A 21,035-nucleotide genomic window follows, 5' to 3' on the forward strand; every position below is an offset into this window, starting at 1 on the left:
GTACTCGCCGAGGTAGGTGACCACGTCCGTACCGCGCCCGATCCGGCGCAGCAGGCGGCGGGCGCCGGGGGTACGGGCCCACCAGATCTCGTGGCCGTGCGTGGTGGCGACGGTGCGCCGGATGTCCGGCGCCAGCCGCCGCAGACCGGGCGCCATCGCGGCGAGCGGCGCGGCGGCGCCGAACCAGACCCGGTCGCAGCCGTGCGCGCGGGCTATTCCGGCGGCCCTGCGGGTGGCGCGCGGGGTGGGCAGCAGGGTGCGGGAGCGGTCGCGGATCACCGGGTAGGGGAGAGCGGCATCGTGGCGCTCGGCGCCGGGCTCGGCCGAGGTGTAGACCACGACGTCGTCGCCGGGGACGCGGTCGGCCATGGCCCGGACGAAGGTTTCGATGCCGCCCTGACGCGGCGGGAAGTCGTTGGTGACGACGAGGGTGGTGCCCATGGCAGGCCTTTCGGAGCGGTGAGGGAGCGGGAGAGCAGGACGAGGACGAGCGGCAGCGCGAGGTAGCCGAACCGTCCGGCGGGCGCCAGCAGGAAGGCCGCCGCCAGCCCGAGGGCCAGCCGGTGCGCCGCGGCGGCCGCGGTGCGGGCCGGCCGGGGCGACGCGGTGGCGGTGCCCGTCCGGGGCGGCCGGCTGCACCTGCCGACGCTCGGGCGGATCGCCGTGCCCGACGGCGAGGCCGTGGTCACCGGACGGTCGGACGGTTTCGAGGTCCGGGCGTCCGACGGCTCGGTGCGCACCGGTGTCGACGAACCGCTGCTGCGGGTCCGGCTGGCCGACGGCTGGACGGTCGCCCTGGAGGACGGCGATCCGCTGCGCGACTGCCACGACCACCCGGTCGCCGACCGCCTCTCCGAGAGCGAACTGCTCGACTGGACGGGCGCGTTGCGCGAGGCCTGGGAGCTGCTCGGGCGGGACCTGCCCGGGTACGCGGAGGGCATCAGGGCCGGCCTGACGACGGTCACCCCGTTGCGTCCCGGACCGGCCGGCCGGGACGTCAGCTCGGCGGCCCGGCAGGCGTACGGCGCGGTCGGTATCGCCAGGCCCGCCACCGCGCCGACCCTCGCACTGCTGCTCGCCCACGAGTTCCAGCACGTCAAGCTCGGCGCCGTACTGGACCTGACGGACCTGTACGACCGCGCCGACACCGAGCTGTACTTCGCGCCCTGGCGGCCCGACCCCCGGCCGCTCGAAGGGCTGTTCCAGGGCACGTACGCCCACCTGGCCGTCACCGAGTACTGGGGCACCCGCACCCTCGCGTACGACGGACTGCCGGGAGAGGCCGCCGACCGGGCGCGGGCACAGTTCGCGCTCTGGCGGCGGTACACCGCCGAGGCGGTGGAGCGGCTGGCGTCGACCGGGGCCCTGACCGGGACCGGCCTGCGCTTCGCCGACGGCATGCGTGCCACCGTGACACCCTGGCTCGCCCTGCCGCTGCCCGCCGCCGCCGAGCAGGCGGCCGACCGGGCGCGACGGGACCGGGCCGGGGTCTGACCTTCCCCACTCGTGCCGCCCCGGGTCCTCCCTCGCCCGGGGCCCCCGATCCCCCCGGAGGATCGCCATCCTCACCGAAACCCGCGCCGGCGGCGTCGCCGTCGCCACCCCCGTGATTCCCGTCGCTGCCCCTGTCGCCCCCGTCGCCCCCGCTGTCCACCCGCTCGTCCCCGCGTTCGCCGGCCTCGGGATCCGTCCGGGCACGGTGCTGCACGTCCAGGCGTCCCTGCGCGCCCTCGGGCCGGTGCCGGGCGGGGCGGTCGCCATGGTCGGGGCCCTGCTCGAAGTGCTGGGCCCCGACGGCACCCTGGTCGCCTACACCGCCACGCCCGAGAACTCCGCCACCTCCCGCGTCCACCAGTCCGCCACCGCCGGTCTCTCCCCGGCGGAGGTGGCCGACTACCAGGCCGGGATGCCCCGCTTCGATCCGGCCACCACCCCGGCGTCGCCCTCCATGGGGGCGCTGTCGGAAGCGATCCGCACGCACCCGGCGGCGCTGCGGAGCCGGCACCCGCAGACCTCCTGGGCAGCGGTGGGCCGGCGCGCCCGGGAGGTCACCGAGCACCACCCGCTGACCTCCCACCTGGGCCCCGAGTCGCCGCTGGGGCGGCTCTACGCACTGGACGCCCGGGTGCTGATGCTCGGCGTCCCGATGAGCCGCTTGACCGCCTTCCACCTGGCCGACCTGCGGATGCCCGACGTCCCGGTGCGCGAGTACCGCTGCGTCGGCCCCGACGGCTGGACCACCTTCCGGGCCCCCGACCTGGACGACCTCCACTTCGGCCCGCTCGGCGCCGAGGTCCTGCGCACCGCCCGCGGCATCACCACCGGCCGGATCGGCACCGCCGACTGCCGCCTCGTCCCGATCCGGGAGGCGGTCGACCTCGCCGAACAGATCCTGCGCCGCGTCCGCCCCTGAAACCCGCCTTCGTTTCCACCTCCGCTCTTCGATCCCACCGTTTCCCACCCCCCGCCCCCACACCCCCCGCCCCCACACCCACCCCGCCGCCCCACCCCGCCCGCCCGCCCGGCAGGCGGTCGCGTGCGTGAGAAGTCGGCCAGGCCGACTTCTCATGCATGACCTCCCTCCGAAGCGAGGAAATGCCAACGGCCCCGTGCCCCAGGACGCCGGGGGCACGGGCCGGATGGCGAACCCTGCGCAGGCCGCCGGAACGGGGGAGAGCGGTTGGCGTAGGGGCCGAAGAAATCCAGGCGAGTGGGCGCCCGGGCGGTGCTACGGTCGGGCGCCATGAGCTGGCTTCCCGATGACTTCGTCCATCCCGTCCAGGTGCCGCTGCCGGGCGGGGCCCATCACCTGCGGCCGGTCCGGGAGGCGGATGCGTCGCTCGACTATCCGGCCGTGACGGGCTCGCGCGAGCGGCTGTTCACCATCTTCGGCCCGGCGTGGGGCTGGCCGGCGGCCACCATGACCTACGAGGCCAACCAGGCCGACCTGTTGCGGCACGAGAAGGAGATCGCCGCGCACCAGTCGTTCAACTACGCGCTGTTCGACGCGGCGGAGACGGCCCTGCTCGGCTGCGTCTACATCGACCCGCCCGCGAAGGCCGGCGCGGACGGTGAGATCGCCTGGTGGGTGGTGGACGAGCTGGTGGGCAGCGAGGTCGAGCAGGCGTTTGACGCGCTGGTGCCGCAGTGGATCGCCGCCGACTGGCCGTTCGAGCAGCCGCGCTTCCTCGGCCGGGGGATCTCCTGGCCGGACTGGCTCGCCCTGCCCGCGCACCCCGAGGCGTGAGCCGACCTCGTCCCCCGGGGCACGGGGGACGAGGTCAGGGTTCGATGAGGTGGTCGAACTCGCCGGCCTTGGCGCCGCGAATCCAGGCGTGGAGCTTGGCGTGGGTGGTGGTGACGACGGTAGTGGGGTCGTCGGACTCGCGGATGTAGACCAACTCGCCGGCGGAAGCGATCTCGACACAGTTGGCCTGGTCGCTGCTGAAGCTGGACTTCTGCCAGTTGAGCTGGTGCATGGCTATCTTCCCTGGACCTTGTAGCGAATGTGCTGGATCAAACCCAACGAGTCCCGATCGGCGGGTGACGACGCGGATTTCGCCGCAGACAAGGGCGGGAGGGCCAAGCCCCTGAGTCGGTCGAACTTCCGGTCAAATGTTGTCACGACCTCGGGGTCGCCGAGGAAGTTGGATCCATGTGGATGTTCGAGGAGCACCGTGCCAAGCCGGGTGTGAGCGCCGCGGATCAGCAGGAAGGGCGTGTCGTTCGACGCGAATGTGATGCAGTCGAACGGGAGGATCTGGATCGTCACGTTGGGAAGCTTGCTCATCTCGATCAGATGATTCAGCTGGTCCCACATGACCGTTGCTCCTCCGTACATCATGTGCAGGGCCGCTTCGTGGATCACGGCCCGGTACGGCGGGGCGTTCTTGCCCGCCAGGACCTTGTGACGTTCGTGGCGGAACTCGACCTTCTTCTCGGTGTATCCCTGGATGACCTCGCTGTAGGCCTTGGTCTGCAAGAGGCCCGGGATCAGCAGGGATTCATAGTTGTCCAAGCCTGTTGCGCGAGCCTCCGCCTCGGCCAGGTCGAGCGAGCTTCGTGTGACGTGGGTCTTGAACTCGGTCCACCAGCCCTTGCCTGAACTCTCACTCATGGCGGCGAGGCCGGCCCGGTAGTCGGGGTCCGTGATGTCGCACAGGTCGAGCCAGATGTTCAGTCGTGGAAGATTTAGGCCCATCCTGCCTGACTCGATGTGGCTGACGGCGGGACCCTTCACGCCGATTGCCTGCCCGATCTCCACCGCTGAGCGTCCAGCGGCATCGCGTGTCCTGCGAAGCTCTTCGCCGAGACGCCGCTGACGTTCGCTGATCCCACTCCCGAATGCCATGGGCATACCTTCCTCGCGGATCGTCACCTACGGAAAGTGTAGAGGCATGCGCGGAGAGTGTTGCCAACTTTGATGGAAATGCCCTAAAGTTTCACTGCACTGCTCGCCGGATGGGGCGTCAGGTCTCTCCGTGCGTAGCTCATTTGAGCTGATGGGAGATTCCCCATGTGTGACCCCCGCCTCAACTCCCCCTCCCTCGCCGTGTCCCGCGAGGTGTTGCGCGACGCGATGTCGCGCGCCGGGTACCCCGACTCCTCCATCGGGGATGCCGAACTCGCGATGATCGAGCTGGTTGTGAACGCCTGGCGGCACGGGGCGACCCTCTCGCCCGTCGTCACGGTCGTCTACTCCGGAAGCACCCTCCGCGTCACCGTCGCGGACCGCAGCTCCGAGCTGCCGCAGCGTCAGAAGACCGACCTCCGGGCCGAGTCGGGTCGCGGCCTTCAGCTGGTGGAGGGTCTCACCCACCGCTGGGGTGCGGAGCTCCAGAAGCTCGGGAAGCGGGTCTGGTTCGAGTTGGACGGTGCCGCGTGAACGCGCTCTACCCCATCCGGCCCGGCGATCCCGCGATCCGTCACCTCACCAGCCGGCAGCTCGGCGGGCTGATCGTGGAACTCCGCACCGAAGGCCGCGAGTTCGGCCTCCTGTGGCCCTCCGCCCAGTCCGGGGAGGTCATCCTGGACGGTCAAATCCTGGTCTCCCTGGGCAACGTTCCGGCCAGCACCGTGATCAACCTCCTCGCACTCCTGCGCGAGTTCAAGCGTCACCGGTGACAGGCTCAAGCACTGAAGCCTGAGGCGAGGAGGTCGAGCCGGGTGAGCAGGGCGTCGGCGAGGGGGTAGCCCGCGTCGGCGGCGAGCCAGCGGCCGAGGGTCGTGATGTAGGTGTCGAACAGCAGGTCGGCGACGGCTTCCGGGTCTGCTTCGGGGCGGAGTCCGCCCCGGCGGGCGGCGGTGGTGAATGCGGCGGGCGTCGCGGCGCCGAGGGCGAAGGCGGCGTGGAGTACTCCGCTGTCGTGCAGCTCCTTCGCCAGCGCGTACTCCCGCTCGTTGAGGTGCGCGAGGGTGCGCAGGGCGTCCGTGAGCGCCTCCATAGCGGAGCCGTCGCCGGTCGCGCTCTCCAGTGCCTCGTGCCGCTGCCGGACCCAGGCGGTGACGAAGTCCTCCTTGCGGCGGAAGTGGTTGAAGGCCGTCTGTCGTCCCACGTCCGCGCGTTCGGCGATGTGGTCGTAGGTGGTGGCCGCGTATCCCTGGGTGGCGAACAGCTCCAGGGCCGCGCTGAGCAGCCGTTCCCGGGTCGCGGTGCGGCGCTGGTCGTGTCGGTTCGGCGAGGTCACGAGAAAAGTGTACTTGAATCCACTGGTGTACTGGAGTATATGTTAAGCCTCCAGTACATCTAGCGAGGAGGTCATGATGACCGTCCCGTACACCCTCGGCCTGCACGAGATCGCCGACGACACCTACGCCTACCTTCAGCCGAACGGCTCCTGGGGCCTCAGCAACGCCGGGCTGATCGTCTCCGGCGGCGAGGCGCTGCTCGTCGACACCCTGTTCACCGTCCCGCAGACCCGGGACCTGCTCGCCGCCGTCTCGCGGACGCTGCCCGCCGTCACCGTCGACACCCTGGTCAACAGCCACAGCGACGGCGACCACTGGTGGGGCAACCAGCTGCTCCCGCACGCCACCGTCATCGCCTCCGAGGCCGCCGCGGCCGACATGGGCCGCGACCACCTCCACGAACTGCTCGCGGCGCCGGGCGACGTGCCGCTCCCGCGCGTCGTCCGGGACATGCGGCAGGCCTTCGACTTCACCGGCATCGCCCCGGCCCTGCCGAACCGGACCTTCAGCGGCGAACTGGAGGTCGCCGTCGGGCGGCGCACCGTCCGGCTCATCGAGGTCGGCCCCGCCCACACCCGGGGCGACGTCCTGGTCCACGTGCCCGACGCCGGCGTGCTGTTCGCCGGGGACATCCTGTTCGTCGGCGGCCACCCGGTGATCCACAGCGGCCCGGTGGAGCGCTGGATCGCCGCCTGCGACCTGATCCTCGGCCTGGACGTCGAGACGATCGTGCCCGGGCACGGCCCGGTCGTCGGCAAGCCCGAGGTCCGCACCTTCCGCGGCTACCTGGAGCGGGTCCGCGACCACGCCACACGCGCGCACCGGGCGGGCACCCCGGTGCTGCGGGCCGCGCAGGAGATGGACCTGGACGGCTTCGCGGACTGGGACGACCGCGAGCGGCTGCTGCTCAACGTCGGTGCCGTGTACCGCGAACTGAACGGTGACGGAACCCCGGTCGAGGAGGAACTGCTGGTCAGGCTGGACGAGTTCACCGCAGGGGCCCGGCCGGCGCCCCGGCTGGCACCGCGGCCCGCCGCCGAGATCGCCGCCCTCGCCGGACGGCTGGAGGGCCCCGTGGCCGCCCTGTTCACCGACGGCGCCGGTCCGCTGGCAGGCCGCCCGGTGCTCAACGTCCTGGCCACCATCGGCCACCACCCCGACCTGCTGGTCGCCCTGGCGCCCCTGCTCGCCCAGCTCAACCAGGGCCTGCTGCCGTTCCGTGAGCGGGAACTGGCCGTCCTCCGCACCGCGCACCGCACCGGTTCGGCGTACGAGTGGGAGCACCACGTCCGGCTCGGTGCCGCGGCCGGGCTGACCGGGCCCGAGATCGCCCGGGTGCCGGACGGCCCGGAGCACCCCGACTGGACCGAGGCCGACCGCACCCTGCTGCGGGCCGTCGACGAGCTGCACGACGGGCACGCGCTCGCCCCGGACACCTGGCAGTCCCTGGTCGAACGGCACTCCGAGGCGCAGGTGCTGGAACTCCTGGCCCTGGTCGGGACGTACGGGACGATCGCGGGCATCCTCAACTCCTGCGGGGTGCCCGTCGACGCTTGGCTGGCCGGGGTGAACGCGTAGGCCGGGCGCGGGACCCCGGCTGCGTGGGACGTCGGCTCAGCCGACTTCCCACGCTGTCACCGGCTGAAGCCGCAGCCGCCGGTACGGCCAGGGCGGCGGTTCGGCGGGCCCGAACCAGACCCGGACGTCCTCGCCGGTGCGGACGGGCAGCCGGGGGAAGTCGTTCTCGGCGTGCTCGGTGCGGTGCACCGCGTGCTCCGGGCCCAGGTGGCGGCCGGCGTGGACGTCGAAGGCGGCCGCGCCGGTGGGGTGGCAGACGGTGGCGAGCACCTCGCGGGCACCCGGTTCCGGGGCGAAGCCCGGGCCGCGCAGCAGCAGGACGTCGTCGCTGTCGAGCATGGTGGCGTTGGCCGCGTCGCGGTGCTCCCGCCACACCGGGCCGCCGTAGAAGGCCTCCAGGGCGCGGCGGCGCTCGGGCATCGAGGGGAAGGCGCGCAGCCAGACGAAGCGGTCCGGGTCGTCCAGGTCGCGGAAGCGCCCGCCGAGGGTGATGCCGACGGCCTGCTGGCCGGTCACGAACTCGCGCTCGAACAGCTCGATCAGGGTCTCCCGGGTGCCGGGACGCAGGGTGTACTGGCGGAGTTCGACGACGAGGTTCACGCGCCGGGCCCGTCGACGGTGCCGGCGCGCTCGGACAGCGGCGGGATCGCGCGGTGGCCGGGGAACTCCTCCCGGGCGGCGCCTCCAGTGGGTGGTGCGGCGGGCGGTGCGGCGGGCGGTGCGGCGTGCGGTGCGGCGTGCGGTGCGGTGCGGCGGCGGTCTGTCACGTTCCAGGACCCGTGCGCGGAAGCGACGTTCATGCGGGGAGGCTAGGGCCCGTCCCCTGACATCTCGTGTCAGGGAAGACCGGGATACTGGGCGGCATGCGCGCGAGTCGGCTGGTCTCCCTGCTCCTGCTGCTCCAGAACCGGGGCCGGATGACCGCCGGGCAGCTGGCGAGGGAGCTGGAGGTCTCCGTCCGCACCGTCTACCGGGACGTGCAGGCGCTCGCGGCCGCCGGCATCCCGCTGTACGGCGACGCCGGGCACGCCGGTGGGTACCGGCTGGTCGACGGCTACCGGACCCGGCTCACCGGGCTGACCGCCGACGAGGCACAGGCCGTCTTCCTCGCCGCACTCCCGGGGGCCGCCGCCGAGCTGGGCCTCGGCGAGGCGCTCGCCGCCGCCCGGCTCAAGCTGACGGCGGCCCTTCCGGCGGAGCTGCGCGAGCGAGCCGGGCGGATCCAGGAGCGCTTCCTGCTCGACGCGCCCGGCTGGTACGCCGACGCGGACGACACCCCGCACCTCGCCGCCGTCGCCGCCGCGGTGTGGGAGCGGCGGTCGGTGGTCCTGCGGTACCGGCGCTGGCGGGCGCCGGAGGAGATCGAGCGGCGGGTGGACCCGTACGGGCTGGTGCTCAAGGCCGGGCGCTGGTACCTGGTGGCCGCCGGTCCGTCCGGGATGCGCACGTACCGAGTCGATCAGATCATCGGACTGCGCGACCTGGCCGAGGAGTTCGAGCCGGCGGCCGGCTTCGACCTGGGCGCGTACTGGACGGGCCACCTCGCCGGCTTCCGGGCCCGGTTGCACACCGGGGAGGCGCTGGTCCGGCTCACCCCGGAGGGCGCCCGACGGCTCGGCCTGGCACCCGGGGGCGACGGCTGGACGCGGGCCCGGGTGCCGATCGAGTCGGTCGACCACGCCCACGGGGAGTTCCTGCGGCTCGGCGCCGACGTCGAGGTGCTGGAACCGGCCGAACTCCGTGACCGCATCACCGCGACGGTGCGGACCCTGGCGGCCCGCTACCCGGGGTGACCCTCAGGCGACGAAGTGGTCGAACTCGCCGGCCTTGGCCCCGAGGACCCAGGCGTTGAACTTGACCCGGGTGGTGGTGACGATGCGGGTGGGGTCGTTGGACTCGCGGATGTAGACGTGGTCGCCCTCGGAGGCGATCTCGATCCAGTCGTCCTTGTCGCTGCTGGTGCTGGACCTCTGCCAGTCGAGATGGTTCACGGATGTCCTCCCGGAGGGTGCGCGGCGGCCGGAACGAGGGTACTGCTCCCTGTGCACGGTGGCTGCATCGTTTCGGTCATGTCAATTCGTGCGAGACGTTGTGCTATTCCATTGGGGTGTCAGTCGTTCCTACACTGAAGCCCCGCCGCACGGGGGCTGCGGGAGGCAGGTTGCCGACGGGCCCGGGGGAGGCGCGTGTGACTGACCGGGGCTGGGACGAGGACGACGCCCGGCCGTACTTCTTCCTCTCCTACGCGCACACCCCCAAGGCCGGTGCGCGGGGCGCGAGCGATCCGAACCACTGGGTCAGGCAGCTGTACCGGGACCTCTGCGAGGCGGTGCTCCAGCTCACCACCGTCCCGGACGGGGCCGCGGTCGGCTTCATGGACGAGTCCATGCACCAGGGTGAGCTGTGGGCCGAACGACTGTCCGACGAGTTGGCTTCGTGCCGGGTGTTCGTACCCCTCTACTCCCCGAGGTACTTCAACAGCGTCCCGTGCGGCCAGGAATGGCACGCATTCACCCGTCGCCAGGTCTACCCGGCGAACCTCGACTCCGAGCGCACCAGCGGCATCGTCCCGGTGCTGTGGGCGCCGATGAGCCGCTACCGGCTGCCGAACGTGGCCGGTGAACTCCAGTTCAACCACGCGAGTTTCGGACCCGAGTACGCCACCGAGGGCCTGTACGCGCTGATGAAGCTCAGCTACTTCCGCGCCGCCTACGAGCTGGCCGTGCACCGGCTGGCGGCCCGGATCGTGCAGGTCGCGGAGGAGACGGTGATCCCGGTCGGGCGCCGCCTCGAATTCAACACGCTCCCCAGCGCGTTCAACGTCACCGCCCCGACCAAACAGCTGCGGATCTCGGTACTCGCCTACCACCAGGGCGAGTTGCCGGACGACCGCAGCCCCGACTACTACGGCGAGCGGCGCACCGACTGGCACCCGTACCGGCCGGTCGGCACGCCGATCGCCCAGCACGCGGCCCGGCTGGCCAGGCAGCTGGGGTTCCAGCCGACCGTGCACGAGTTCGACGAGGAGGTCGAGTCGATCATCGGAGGCAGCGCCGAGGCGCCCGGCCTGCTGCTGCTCGACCGGTGGGCGCTGCGCGACCCGCGCCGGCGCGAGCTGGTCCGGCGCTTCGACCGCTCGGACGCCACCTGGGTGAGCATCCTGGAGCCGTTCAACGGCGACGACCCGGAGTGCGGCGAACGCGCGGACGAACTGGGAGAGTTGAGCGACGAGACGCTGCGCATCACCCGGCGGGCGAGCCGGCCGAGCTTCCTCGGCGCCACCGGCCCGACCGGGCTGCACACGCTGGAGGACTTCGACGACGCGCTGCCCAGGGCGGCGATGAAGGCCAAGTACGCCTTCGAGGGCCGCACCAGGGCCGAACCGGAGGAACCGCCGCCGCCCCGGCCGAGCCTGCGGGACGCGTTCCGGCGGGCAGGGGGCGGGTACGGACCGGACGGGGCCCCGGTGGATCCCTTCGACGAGGACCAGGACGCCGACGGAAGCGGCAGAACCAACGGAAACGGCAACGGAAGCGGGAACGGAAACGGCAACGGCCGCACCACCCGCCGGAGCCGGACCAACGGCGACGACCCGTACCGAGAGCAGACCCCGTACCGAGAGCAGCCCTCGCACCGAGAGCAGCCCTCGCACCGAGAGCACGACCCGTACCGCGAGCAGACCCCGTACCGCGACGACGGCGATGAACCCGATGACGGGATGGCGCCCCTGGGAGGAAGAGGACCGCGATGAGCGAGCGAAGCCGGCGAATCATCGAAGGGCGCGCGTCTCACGAAGCGACCGCCGAGCGCAGCGAGGTGTCCGCATGAGCGACAACCGCACCAGGAACCTCCGCCTCGGCGGCATCACCCCCGCCGACCTGGCCGCCCAGCGGGAGACCGAGCGGCGCGCGGCGGAGCAGGACCGCAACGGCCGGATCATCACCTTCTACTCGTACAAGGGCGGCACCGGCCGCACCATGGCGCTGGCCAACACCGCCTGGATCCTGGCCGCCAACGGCTTCCGGGTGCTCACCGTGGACTGGGACCTGGAGGCGCCCGGCCTCGCCAAGTTCTTCCACCCGTTCCTCGACCCGGCCTCGCTGGCCGGCACCACCGGCATGATGGACCTGATCGCCGAGTACCGCGAGGAGGCGCTGCGCCCGGTCGAGCACGCCGAGGGCTGGCACCTGGACTTCGCCCGGGTGCACCCGCACGCGCTCTCGCTCACCTGGCAGCACTTCCCGGCCGGCGGCAGCCTGGACTTCCTCTCCGCGGGCCAGTTCAACCGCGACTACTCCGAGGCCGTCACCCACCTCGACTGGGACATCTTCTACGACCGCTTCGACGGCGGGCAGTTCTTCGACGCCCTCAAGGCCGACATGACCAAGCGGTACGACTACGTGCTGATCGACTCGCGCACCGGCCTGTCCGACATCGCCGAGATCTGCACCGTCCAGATGCCCGACGACCTGGTGGTCTGCTTCACCCTCAGCGACCAGTCCATCGACGGGGCCTCCCGGATCGCCCAGCACATCCACGACCGCTACCGCGAGCGCGGCATCCGCATCCTGCCCGTGCCGATGCGCATCGACGAGGGCGAGAAGGAGAAGGCGGACGCCGGCCGGGCCCTCGCCCGGGTCCGCTTCGACGGCCTGCCCTCCGGCCTGAACGGCGAGGAACTCGCCCAGTACTGGGGGCAGGTGGAGATCCCGTACCGGCCGTTCTACGCCTACGAGGAGATCCTCGCGACCTTCGGCGACCAGACCGGCACGCCCACCTCGATGCTGGCCGCCTGCGAGCGGCTCACCTCGAAGATCACCGAGGGCCGGGCCCGCTCGCTGCCGGTGCTGGACGAGGAACTGCGGCTGCGCTACGTGGACGCCTTCACCCGCCGCCGCCCGTCCGTGCCCGCCGACCTCTACCTCTCCTACGTCCCCGAGGACCGGATGTGGGCGGACTGGATCGAGTCCGTCCTGACCAGGGCCGGCTTCCGGGTGCTGCCGCGCGACCTCAGCGCCGGCACCGACCCGCGCGAGGAGACCGAGCGCGGCATCGACTCCGCGTACCGGACGGTCGCCGTGCTCTCGCCCGCCTACCAGCGCTCCCCGCAGGCGAGGGCGCTGTGGGAGTCGGTGGTCAGCTCCGACCCCTCCGGCACCCGGCGCCAGCTGCTGCCCGTCCGGGTCGGCGACGTGCGCCTGACCGCGCCGTTCAGCAACCGCAACCCGGTCGACCTGGTCGGCCGCGACGAGGCGCAGTCGGTCCAGAGCCTGCTGCGCGCGCTGGACCGCGGTGACGTGGCGCTCGGCGACGCGCCCAGCGGCGGTCCGCGCTTCCCCGGCAGCAAGCCCTCGGTGTGGGACGTCCCGCCGCGCAACCCCTCCTTCACCGGCCGCGCCGCCGTCCTGGAGCAGCTGCGCAACCAACTGCGCGGCGGCATGGCGGCCGTGCTGCCCACCCCGCAGACGCTCTACGGGCTCGGCGGCGTCGGCAAGACCCAGGTGGCGCTGGAGTACGCCCACCGCTTCATGTCCGACTACGACCTGGTCTGGTGGATCGACGCCGAGCAGATCGAACTGGTCGCCCCGGCGCTCGCCGAACTCGCCCGCCGGCTGGGCCTGCGGGTCGGCGACTCGGTCACCGAGGCCGCCGAGGCGGCCAGGGAGGCGCTGCGGCGCGGGGTGCCGACCTCGCGCTGGCTGCTGATCTTCGACAACGCCGACGAGCCCGCCGAGATCCGCCGGTTCTTCCCCGGCGGCTCCGGCCACATCCTGGTGACCTCCCGCAACCAGGCCTGGACCGGGCACGCCGAGGCGCTGGAGGTCGACGTCTTCACCCGCGGCGAGAGCGTCGAGCACCTGTGCCGGCGCGCCCGCAGCCTCTCCCGCCCGGACGCCGACCGGGTCGCCGAGGCCGTCGGCGACCTGCCGCTGGCCGTCGAGGTGGCCGCCGCCTGGCTGGACACCACCGGCACCCCGGTGGAGACCTACGTCACCCAGCTGCACGCCGAGGCCGCCCGCGCGCTGGCCGTCGGCCGCCCGGCCGACTACCCGACCCCGGTCGCCGCGACCTGGAACGTGTCGATCGGACGGCTGCGCCAGCAGTCCCCGGCGGCCGTCCGGCTGCTCCAGCTCTGCGCGTTCTTCGCCCCCGAGCCGATCTCGATGAACCTGTTCTACAGCGACCAGATGATCCGGGCGCTGGTGAAGTTCGACGCCGACCTCAGCGACAAGTTCATGCTGGGCAAGGTGATCCAGGCGATCGGCCGGTACGCGCTGGCCAAGGTCGACGCCGGCAGTAACAGCTTCCAGGTGCACCGGCTCGTCCAGGCGGTGATCCGGGCCGGGATGAGCGACGACGAGCAGGAGATCGCCGTCCACGAGGTGCATCGCATCCTCACCGGCGCCAGGCCCGTCCTCGGCGACACCGACGACCCGGCCAACTGGCCCGCCTTCGACGAGATCTGGCCGCACCTGTCGCCCTCCAAGGCGCACAACTGCGACGAGGCGGACACCCGCCAGCTGCTCATCGACCGGGTCCGCTACCTGTGGAAGCGCGGCGAACTCGACCGCGCCCGCGACCTCGGCCACGCCCTGGACGTGGAGTGGACCGGCAAGCTCGGCGAGGACGACCGGCAGACCCTGCTGCTGCGCTTCCAGCTCGCCAACGTGCTGCGCTCCCAGGGCAACTACGGCGAGGCGCTGGCCCTGGACGAGGACACCCTGGAACGCCAGCGGGCCCTGCTCGGCGAGCACCACCCGTACACCCTGATGACGGCCGGCTCGCTCGGCGCCGACCGCCGCGCGCTCGGCCGCTTCCAGGCCGCCCTCGACCTCGACCGCGAGATCCTCGACCAGTTCCGCGAACTGTTCGGCGACGACAACCCGCGCACCCTCTCCATGGCGAACAACCTGGCCATCGACTACCGGCTCGTCGGCGACAGCGAAGCCGCCCGCGAACTCGACCAGGAGACCCTCGACCGGCGCACCGCCGTCCTCGGCCCCAAACACCCCTACACCCTCTCCACCAAGTCCAACCTCGCCCGCGACCTGCGCGAACTCGGCGACTACCGCGGCTCCGTGAACCTCCTCCAGGAAGTCACCTCCGACCTCGGCGACGTCCTCGACCCCGACCTGCCCGAGAACCTGCGCAACGCCAAGTCCCTCGCCGTCTCGCTGCGCCGGATCGGCCAGCTCGCCGAGGCCCGCCGGATCACCAAGGAGACCTACGAGCGCTACCTGGAGCGCTACGGCGCCGATGCCCCCGACGCGCTCGCCTGCGCGCTCAACCTGGCCGCCGACCACAGCGCCTCCGGCGACAAGGAGGCCGCCCGCGACCTCTGCTCCACCGTGTTCGAGGGCCACCGGCGGCTGTTCGGCGACGAGCACCCGTTCACCCTGGCCTGCGCCAACAACCTCGGCATCTACCTGCGGGGCAGCGGCGACGTCCAGGGGGCCATCGAGCGGGGCCGGCTCACCGTCGACGGGCTGACCCGCTCGGCCGGGCAGGAGCACCCGTACACCCTCAACGCGATGATCAACCTGGCCAACGCCTACGGGGACGACGGGCAGATGGAGCGCGCCGAACGGCTCGGCCAGGCCGCCTACCAGGGGCTGTGCGGCCGCTACAGCGCCGAGCACCCGGACGCGGTGGCCTGCGAGGCCAACCTGGCGATCACCCTGCGGGCGGCGGGCCGGCACACCCAGGCCGCCGAACTGCGGGCCAGGGCGATCTCCGAGCTGATCCGGCAGTTCGGCGAGGAGCACCCCAACACGGTCTCCGCGCGCGGCTGGAAGCGGATCAACCGGGACCTGGAACCGCAGCCGGTCTGACCGGGAAGGGGCGGGGGTACGCTGCGGAACCATGATCGAGCAGACCCCGCCCCCGCCCCCGGTCCTGGTCACCCGGCGCCTCGCCCCCGGCGTCATCGAACGGCTCACCGCGCACCACGCCGTCACCTGCCACGACTCCGACCTGGCGATGGACCGGGCCGGGCTGCTGGCCGCCGTCCGCGGCCGGCGGGCCGTGATCACCACCCTGGACGACCGGGTGGACGCCGAGTTCCTGGACGCGGCCGGGCCGCGGCTGGCCGTCGTCGCCAACCACGCCGTCGGCTACCACAACGTGGACGTGGCCGCCTGCGCCGAACGCGGCGTCCTGGTCACCAACACCCCCGGCGTGCTCACCACCGCCACCGCCGACATGGCCTGGGCGCTGCTGCTGGCCGCCACCCGCCGGCTCGGCGAGGGCGAGCGGCTGCTGCGCGCCGGCACCCCCTGGACCTGGGCGCCGAACTTCCTGCTCGGCCTGGAGCTGGCCGGCACCCCGCTGGGCGTGCTCGGGATGGGCCGGATCGGGCAGGCGGTGGCCCGCCGGGCCCGCGCCTTCGACATGCCGGTCAGCTACCACAACCGCCGTGAACTGCCGCCCGAGGAGGCCGGGGACGCCGGCTGGAAGCCGCTGGAGGAACTGCTCGCCACCTCCACCGTGCTGGTCGTCACCTGCCCGTTCAGCGCGGAGACCCGGCACCTGCTGGACGCCCGCAGGCTCGCCCTGCTGCCGCGCGGCGCGGTGGTGGTCAGCATGACCGCGGGCGTGGTGGACGAGGAGGCGCTGGCCGCCGCGCTGGAGTCCGGCGCGCTGTTCGCCGCCGCCGTGGACAACTTCGAGCACGAGCCGGCCGTCCCGTCCGCGCTGCTCGCCCAGGAGCGCGCGGTGCTCGCCCCGCACCTGGGCAGCGCCACCGTCCGCACCCGGCAGGCGATGGGCGGCCTGGCGGTGGACAACGTGCTGGCGGTGCTGGACGGCGGCGAGCCGCTGACGCCGGTGAAGCCCTGAGGCCGGTGAAGCCCTGATCCGGGGGCGTGCTCAGCCCGCCGCCCAGGCCAGCGCGGTGGTCATCACCCGGAACGCCCCGAAGTGCGCGGCGCCGGGCTCCAGGAACAGCTCGGCGCCCGGGATGTGGTCGGCCAGCCAGCGGGAGTGGTCGACCGGCGAGAACTGGTCGTCCGCGCCGTGCCAGAGCCAGGTCGGCACCCGGACCGAGCCGACCTCGAACCCCCAGTCGGCGGTGAAGGCCAGCACGTCGTCGATCCAGCCGTCGGCGCCGTGCCGGAACGCCTCCCGGTAGTTGCTCTGGAGCATCCGCCGCAGCCCGCTGTCGGCCACCACCTCCCGGTCGGCGGCGGAGAGTTCGGTGCGCAGGCCGTTCAGCAGCCGGACCGGGTCGTCCTTGATCTGGAGGGAGCGGAACTCCATCGCGTCGGCGATCCGGCCGTGCCCGCGCTCGGCCTCCCGGTACGCGCGGACGTTGGACGGGGTCATCCCCGCGTACCAGTCCAGGCCGGCCGCGGTGCGCGGCGCGAGGCCGACCAGCACCGCGGCCCGGCTGACCCGCTCCGGCAGCAGCGCCGCGCAGGCCAGTGCGTGCGGGCCGCCGCCGGAGCGGCCGAGCACCGCGAAGCTCTCCAGCCCGAACTCGTCCGCGATGGTCCGCACGTCCGCGGCGGCCGCGCTCACCCGGCGGCCGAGCAGCCGGGTCGAGTCGCCGTAGCCGGGCCGGTCGTACGAGATCAGCCGGACGCCCAGCCGGTACAGCACGGTGCTGCGCGGGTGCGGGCCGACCCGGCTGCCGGGCATGCCGTGCAGCAGGAACACCGGCCGGCCGCGCGGGTCGCCGAGGGACTCGACGGCGAGCGTGCGGTCCTCCGCCGTTTTGACCATCCGTAACGACACCTGCGGCCTCCTCAGGGTTCCGGGTCGGTTGCGTGCTCCCGGTCGGTGGTGGTGCGCACCTCCCGGCGGGCCTGCCAGGTGGTGTGCTCCCGGGAGATCGCGTCCTCGGCGTCCCGGGCCAGGCGGGCCCAGGTCTCCTCGGCCTCCGGGGACTCCAGGTCCAGCTGGGCGAGCTGGCGCTGGATCTGCGCCAGCTCCTCGGCGGCCAGGGCGTACGCGGCGGCCAGCGGCCGGTACTGGCGCAGCTGCGCCCAGGCGGTGACCGAGGCGGCCACCGCCGAGACCGTGCCCAGCGCGTCGTAGCCGAACGCGCCGAGCGCCCGCAGCACGGCGAGCACCAGGCCGAGCGCGGGCAGCATGACGCCCAGCACCCCGGCCCAGTGGCCGGCCCGGGCGCAGTAGCGGGCCTTGGCGCGGTACCAGTCGTGCTGCAGCTGGATCCGCTCGGCCAGGTACACCTCGCGGCGCACCGCCAGCGGCTGCCCGCGCAGGTCGCGCATGGTCCGGGTGATCTCCACCCCGCCCTCGGGGACGGTCACCGGGCTGTCCCGGAAGGCGCCGAGCACCCGGGCGAGCTGGAAGCGGTACAGGCCCTCGGCGTCCGGCAGGGCGCGCGGCGGCGGCTGGTAGGCGTCGGCCCCGACCGCGTACTTCCAGGCCAGCGTCTTCACCGACTCGGCGGCCGCCCGGCCCTCGTACCAGAGGCCCTGCGGGTTCTGCCGGCTGACCACCACCGCCAGCGCGATCGCGCCGAGGTAGGCCGCCGCCGCCGGCCAGGCCCACGGCTCGCCGTCGGCCGAGCCGGTCGCGGCGGCGACCACCAGCAGGACCAGCTCCCAGGCGGAGAGCAGGACCGAACGCCGCTGTCCGCGCAGCGAGGCCGAGTCGGCGGCCCAGAAGAACTCGGGCAGCAGGGCCCGCTCGTTCACCCACCCGGTCCGTCCCGCAACAGACGCCATGTTCGGCCCCCACCAGTCGCTCCGGTCGCGCCGCTCTCCTGCCCCGGGCGGCTCGCCGGTACGCCTGGGGACGGCCGGGGCGGCCGGATGTGGCCGGGAAGCCCCGGTGGTTTGTCCGGTACTCCCCGTGTTCGGTCCGGCACCCAGCGTGCGGAGTGGTGGTGGGGGGAGTGCGGCGGCCGGCGGGTGTGCGCGGGCGGCCGGCGGGCCCGGCCGGGGCGGGTTAGTGGGTGTAGAAGACCCGCTCGGCGTTCTCGGCCATCTGCTTGGCGTTCCACTCGGTGCCGCCGGGGACGTTGCCGGAGCGGAACAGCGGCGGCGCGGGGCACTCCCCGGAGGCCGCCCGGTCAGCCAGCCGGCCGACCGCGGAGGCGACCACGGCCTGCATCAGCGCGCTGGTCACGATGGTGGAGACCGGGCCGAAGGTGGTCTCGGCGCCCGGGTGGGTCAGCTCGCCGTCGCCGACCGCGATCTTGCTGTCCAGCACCACGTCGCAGTGGTCCTTCAGGTAGGTGCCGGTCGGGTGCGCCGAGGACACCTCCTCCGGGTACGCCAGCGAGGTCACGCCGACCACCTTGAGGCCGCGGTCCCTGGCGTACCTGGCCAGCTCGACCGGCATCACCTGGCGGCCGGAGAGCGAGATCACGAACAGCAGGTCCCCGGTGGTCGCCGGGGTCAGGTCCAGGGTCGCGGTGGCCAGCCCGGAGACCCGTTCCAGGGCGCTGGACAGCGGCGCGGGCATCACCGTCACCCCGGCCACCCCGGGGACGTTCAGCAGGTTCACCGGGACCAGCCCGCCGGCCCGGTAGACCACGTCCTGGGCCGGCAGCGCGGAGTGTCCGGCGCCGAAGGTGAAGACCCGGCGGCCCTCGGCCATCGCCTCCGCGAGCAGCGCGGCGGCGGCCTCGATGGTGTCGGCCTCCTCCTCGCGGACCCGCTGGAGGTGGGCGATCGCGGCGTCGAAGTACCTGCCGACCAGGTCGTTCATCTGGTGCCTTCGCTCTCTGCCGGTGGGGGATCCGGCCGGGTGGGGTGGTCCGGGTGGTCCAGACCGCCGGTGGAGAAAGCTTCGGCGAGCACGGTCGCGCCCCGGCGGCATCGTTGTCAACAGGAACAAAATCGGGACCCCTCGGACCGGGGGCGCGCCCGTTTGTCGGTCCGGTACGTCAGAATTGGCGGTGAGTACACCGAAGAACGGAGCCAGCGGCGATGTCTGGGCTGATCGACACCACTGAGATGTACCTCCGCACCATCCTGGAGCTGGAGGAGGAAGGCATCGTCCCGATGCGCGCCCGCATCGCGGAGCGCCTGGAACAGAGCGGTCCCACGGTCAGCCAGACGGTAGGCCGGATGGAACGCGACGGGCTGCTCCAGGTCGCGGGGGACCGCCACCTCGAACTGACCGAGGAGGGCCGCCGGCTCGCGGTGCGCGTCATGCGCAAGCACCGCATCGCCGAGTGCCTGCTCGTCGACGTGATCGGCCTGGAGTGGGAGCAGGTGCACGAGGAGGCCTGCCGCTGGGAGCACGTGATGAGCGAGACGGTCGAGCGCAAGGTGCTCGCCATGCTCGGCCACCCCACCCAGTCGCCGTACGGCAACCCGATCCCGGGCCTGGACGAGCTGGGCGACACCAAGGCCGAGGGCGAGGGCTTCGACGCCGGGCTCGTCCCGCTGGACACCGTCAAGCCGGGCGATGCCGGGGCCGACGTGGTGGTCCGCCGGATCGGCGAGCCGATCCAGACCGACAGCGTGCTGATGAGCACCCTGCGCCGGGCCGGGGTCCGGCCGGGCTCCACGGTCAAGGTGAGCGCCGGGGTCGGCGGCGTGCTGGTCGGCACCGGGGAGAACGCGGCGGAGCTGGGCAAGGACATCGCCCAGCACGTCTTCGTCGCCCAGGCCTGAGCCCGCACCGCGCCGGTACGGCGAACCGGTACGGCGAAGGGGCCCGCGTCCCCGTGGCGCGGGCCCCTTCGTCCTCCCCGTTCCCTCCCGTTCCCCTCCGCCCCTCCCGCTTCCCCTCCGTCGCCGCCGCCCGGCTTCCCCGTCCGAGCGTCCCTGTCGGCGTCCCCACACATCGCAATTCCTCCCCTCGGCCGATCATGGCAATCCTTGAGCGCTGTCACTCGTACGAGGGGCTTCTCCGTCTGACCAGCGGGTACACGGAGGCCTTATCCGGACATGCGTGTGACGGGCCCCGTCTCCGGTGGGGGACAAGGCCCGTCACGCACGCGCGTGGTGTCGCGCGGAGCGCGCCCTCACCCGATCGGCGGAGGGCGCCGTTGTGGGGGCCGGCCGGGGCCGGCCCGGCTCAGCCCACCGGGGTCGGCCGGGCGGCCCGGAACGCGGGCGCCTCGCGGCCGCAGGCGTACGCGAGCGGACCGATCAGTTCGGCGGCGTCCGGCAGCCAGCGGTTGAGCGCGGAGGGGGAGCGGGCCCACTGGGCGTACCCCAGTGAGCCGATCCGGGAGGGCGGGGCGACCGTCCAGTCCCCCTCGCCGCGGGCGACCAGGTCCAGCCGGCCGGCCGGCCGGCCGAGCCTGCGGAGCATCTCGGGGAGCCTGGCCGCGGCCCCGGGCAGCACCAGGAAGTGCAGCCGCCGCCCGATCCGCCCGGGCGCGGCGGGCTGGACCGCCACCGGGCCGAGCTGGAGGTCCATCCGCTCCATCCGGGCGAGCGCCAGGCAGCCGGCCGTCTCCGGGACGTCCAGGACGTCGAACGAGCGCCCGGTGGGCAGCAGGATCGACGCCTGCGGCCGCTCGGTCCACCAGTGCCGCACCGCACCGGGACCGGCGCTGGCCTGCCGCGCCCAGTCCGGGTCCAGCGGGTGGGCGCCGGGCAGCGTGCAGCGCGGGTCGCCGCAGGAGCAGCGGACGCCTCCGTCGCCGTCGACCGGCCAGGTGCCGGGCGCCACCTCCCAGTGGCGGTGCGCGGCGTAGCCGACGGCTTCGACGAGTAAGGGGGGCGGGGTGGCCTTCTCGTTCCGGCCCGAGGCGTCGGGGATGTTTTCCACGGGGTGCTCAACTACCGTGTGTGAGGCTGGTTACGGCCCGATGACGCCCGGTCGGGTGTATCCGG

General features: G+C 73.1%; 22 protein-coding genes. 11 read left to right on the forward strand and 11 right to left on the reverse strand.

The genetic code is table 11. The features are described from left to right. On the reverse strand, positions 1 to 441 hold a 441-nt coding region (locus BU198_RS05410), incomplete at its 3' end, for a glycosyltransferase (RefSeq protein WP_188295689.1). 165 nt (positions 442 to 606) lie between these two features. Between BU198_RS05410 and BU198_RS43250 the strand changes: the two genes are divergently transcribed. The 3 genes from BU198_RS43250 (at position 607) to BU198_RS05425 (ending at position 3,247) form a co-directional block, all read left to right on the forward strand. Next, positions 607 to 1,494, forward strand: coding sequence for an aKG-HExxH-type peptide beta-hydroxylase (locus BU198_RS43250; RefSeq protein WP_317619977.1), 888 nt, complete (start codon positions 607 to 609; stop codon positions 1,492 to 1,494). A gap of 112 nt (positions 1,495 to 1,606) precedes the next feature. Next, the gene (locus tag BU198_RS05420; RefSeq protein ID WP_317619978.1) at positions 1,607 to 2,413 is read left to right on the forward strand and encodes an AAC(3) family N-acetyltransferase; all 807 of its coding nucleotides are present in this window, start codon (positions 1,607 to 1,609) and stop codon (positions 2,411 to 2,413) included. Positions 2,414 to 2,743: 330 nt separating this feature from the next. Then, positions 2,744 to 3,247, forward strand: a complete 504-nt coding sequence (locus tag BU198_RS05425) for an N-acetyltransferase (protein ID WP_188295690.1) — start codon at positions 2,744 to 2,746, stop codon at positions 3,245 to 3,247. A gap of 34 nt (positions 3,248 to 3,281) precedes the next feature. Here the strand turns inward: BU198_RS05425 and BU198_RS05430 are convergent, their stop codons facing one another. Beyond that, positions 3,282 to 3,479 carry a DUF397 domain-containing protein gene (locus BU198_RS05430; protein ID WP_188295691.1) on the reverse strand — a complete coding sequence of 66 codons (198 nt, stop codon included), beginning with the start codon at positions 3,477 to 3,479 and terminating at the stop codon, positions 3,282 to 3,284. A 2-nt stretch (positions 3,480 to 3,481) separates the two neighbouring features. After that, positions 3,482 to 4,378: a helix-turn-helix domain-containing protein gene (locus tag BU198_RS05435; RefSeq protein ID WP_188295692.1), complete on the reverse strand. Its 897-nt coding sequence runs from the start codon at positions 4,376 to 4,378 to the stop codon at positions 3,482 to 3,484. A 138-nt stretch (positions 4,379 to 4,516) separates the two neighbouring features. On the opposite strand from BU198_RS05435, the gene BU198_RS05440 reads away from it, so the two are divergent. Together BU198_RS05440 and BU198_RS05445 are read left to right on the forward strand one after the other, a co-directional pair. Then, complete coding sequence (locus BU198_RS05440; RefSeq protein ID WP_188295693.1) at positions 4,517 to 4,885, forward strand: ATP-binding protein; 369 nt, start codon at positions 4,517 to 4,519, stop codon at positions 4,883 to 4,885. Further along, positions 4,882 to 5,124, forward strand: a complete 243-nt coding sequence (locus BU198_RS05445; RefSeq protein ID WP_188295694.1) for a hypothetical protein — start codon at positions 4,882 to 4,884, stop codon at positions 5,122 to 5,124. Before BU198_RS05440 ends, BU198_RS05445 begins: the two co-directional genes overlap by 4 nt. A gap of 5 nt (positions 5,125 to 5,129) precedes the next feature. Here BU198_RS05445 and BU198_RS05450 read toward each other — a convergent pair whose 3' ends face one another. Further along, positions 5,130 to 5,687 carry a TetR/AcrR family transcriptional regulator gene (locus BU198_RS05450; RefSeq protein WP_188295695.1) on the reverse strand — a complete coding sequence of 186 codons (558 nt, stop codon included), beginning with the start codon at positions 5,685 to 5,687 and terminating at the stop codon, positions 5,130 to 5,132. Between the two features lie 73 nt (positions 5,688 to 5,760). Here BU198_RS05450 and BU198_RS05455 point away from each other — a divergent pair, with 73 nt between their 5' ends. After that, positions 5,761 to 7,266, forward strand: coding sequence for an MBL fold metallo-hydrolase (locus BU198_RS05455; RefSeq protein ID WP_188295696.1), 1,506 nt, complete (start codon positions 5,761 to 5,763; stop codon positions 7,264 to 7,266). Positions 7,267 to 7,302: 36 nt separating this feature from the next. Here BU198_RS05455 and BU198_RS05460 read toward each other — a convergent pair whose 3' ends face one another. Continuing rightward, positions 7,303 to 7,866, reverse strand: a complete 564-nt coding sequence (locus tag BU198_RS05460) for an NIPSNAP family protein (RefSeq protein ID WP_188295697.1) — start codon at positions 7,864 to 7,866, stop codon at positions 7,303 to 7,305. Continuing rightward, positions 7,863 to 8,066 carry a hypothetical protein gene (locus tag BU198_RS05465; protein ID WP_188295698.1) on the reverse strand — a complete coding sequence of 68 codons (204 nt, stop codon included), beginning with the start codon at positions 8,064 to 8,066 and terminating at the stop codon, positions 7,863 to 7,865. Before BU198_RS05465 ends, BU198_RS05460 begins: the two co-directional genes overlap by 4 nt. Positions 8,067 to 8,129: 63 nt before the next feature. On the opposite strand from BU198_RS05465, the gene BU198_RS05470 reads away from it, so the two are divergent. Next, the gene (locus BU198_RS05470; protein WP_188295699.1) at positions 8,130 to 9,059 is read left to right on the forward strand and encodes a helix-turn-helix transcriptional regulator; all 930 of its coding nucleotides are present in this window, start codon (positions 8,130 to 8,132) and stop codon (positions 9,057 to 9,059) included. A gap of 3 nt (positions 9,060 to 9,062) precedes the next feature. Here the strand turns inward: BU198_RS05470 and BU198_RS05475 are convergent, their stop codons facing one another. Next, entirely contained in the window at positions 9,063 to 9,257 is a 195-nt protein-coding gene (locus BU198_RS05475) for a DUF397 domain-containing protein (protein ID WP_188295700.1), read from the reverse strand. A gap of 197 nt (positions 9,258 to 9,454) precedes the next feature. On the opposite strand from BU198_RS05475, the gene BU198_RS05480 reads away from it, so the two are divergent. The 3 genes from BU198_RS05480 (at position 9,455) to BU198_RS05490 (ending at position 16,104) form a co-directional block, all read left to right on the forward strand. Further along, positions 9,455 to 11,017: a TIR-like protein FxsC gene (locus BU198_RS05480; RefSeq protein ID WP_188295701.1), complete on the forward strand. Its 1,563-nt coding sequence runs from the start codon at positions 9,455 to 9,457 to the stop codon at positions 11,015 to 11,017. Positions 11,018 to 11,090: 73 nt separating this feature from the next. Continuing rightward, complete coding sequence (gene fxsT / locus BU198_RS05485; RefSeq protein ID WP_188295702.1) at positions 11,091 to 15,098, forward strand: FxSxx-COOH system tetratricopeptide repeat protein; 4,008 nt, start codon at positions 11,091 to 11,093, stop codon at positions 15,096 to 15,098. 31 nt (positions 15,099 to 15,129) lie between these two features. Next, a complete protein-coding gene (locus tag BU198_RS05490; protein WP_188295703.1) occupies positions 15,130 to 16,104 on the forward strand; it encodes a 2-hydroxyacid dehydrogenase in 975 nt (324 codons plus the stop codon). A gap of 30 nt (positions 16,105 to 16,134) precedes the next feature. Here the strand turns inward: BU198_RS05490 and BU198_RS05495 are convergent, their stop codons facing one another. From BU198_RS05495 to BU198_RS05505, 3 genes are all read right to left on the reverse strand, one after another. Continuing rightward, positions 16,135 to 16,989 carry an alpha/beta fold hydrolase gene (locus BU198_RS05495; protein WP_188295704.1) on the reverse strand — a complete coding sequence of 285 codons (855 nt, stop codon included), beginning with the start codon at positions 16,987 to 16,989 and terminating at the stop codon, positions 16,135 to 16,137. A 23-nt stretch (positions 16,990 to 17,012) separates the two neighbouring features. Then, positions 17,013 to 17,930 carry a DUF4231 domain-containing protein gene (locus BU198_RS05500; RefSeq protein ID WP_188295705.1) on the reverse strand — a complete coding sequence of 306 codons (918 nt, stop codon included), beginning with the start codon at positions 17,928 to 17,930 and terminating at the stop codon, positions 17,013 to 17,015. A gap of 253 nt (positions 17,931 to 18,183) precedes the next feature. Then, positions 18,184 to 18,948 carry a sugar isomerase domain-containing protein gene (locus tag BU198_RS05505; protein ID WP_188295706.1) on the reverse strand — a complete coding sequence of 255 codons (765 nt, stop codon included), beginning with the start codon at positions 18,946 to 18,948 and terminating at the stop codon, positions 18,184 to 18,186. Between the two features lie 221 nt (positions 18,949 to 19,169). Between BU198_RS05505 and BU198_RS05510 the strand changes: the two genes are divergently transcribed. Continuing rightward, complete coding sequence (locus BU198_RS05510) at positions 19,170 to 19,862, forward strand: metal-dependent transcriptional regulator (RefSeq protein WP_188295707.1); 693 nt, start codon at positions 19,170 to 19,172, stop codon at positions 19,860 to 19,862. Positions 19,863 to 20,268: 406 nt separating this feature from the next. On the opposite strand, the gene BU198_RS05515 is transcribed toward BU198_RS05510, so the two are convergent. Further along, positions 20,269 to 20,970 carry a bifunctional DNA primase/polymerase gene (locus BU198_RS05515; protein ID WP_188295708.1) on the reverse strand — a complete coding sequence of 234 codons (702 nt, stop codon included), beginning with the start codon at positions 20,968 to 20,970 and terminating at the stop codon, positions 20,269 to 20,271. Positions 20,971 to 21,035: the final 65 nt, after the last annotated feature.

Source organism: Streptomyces sp. CBMA156, assembly GCF_014596515.1.
Lineage (GTDB): Bacteria > Actinomycetota > Actinomycetes > Streptomycetales > Streptomycetaceae > Kitasatospora.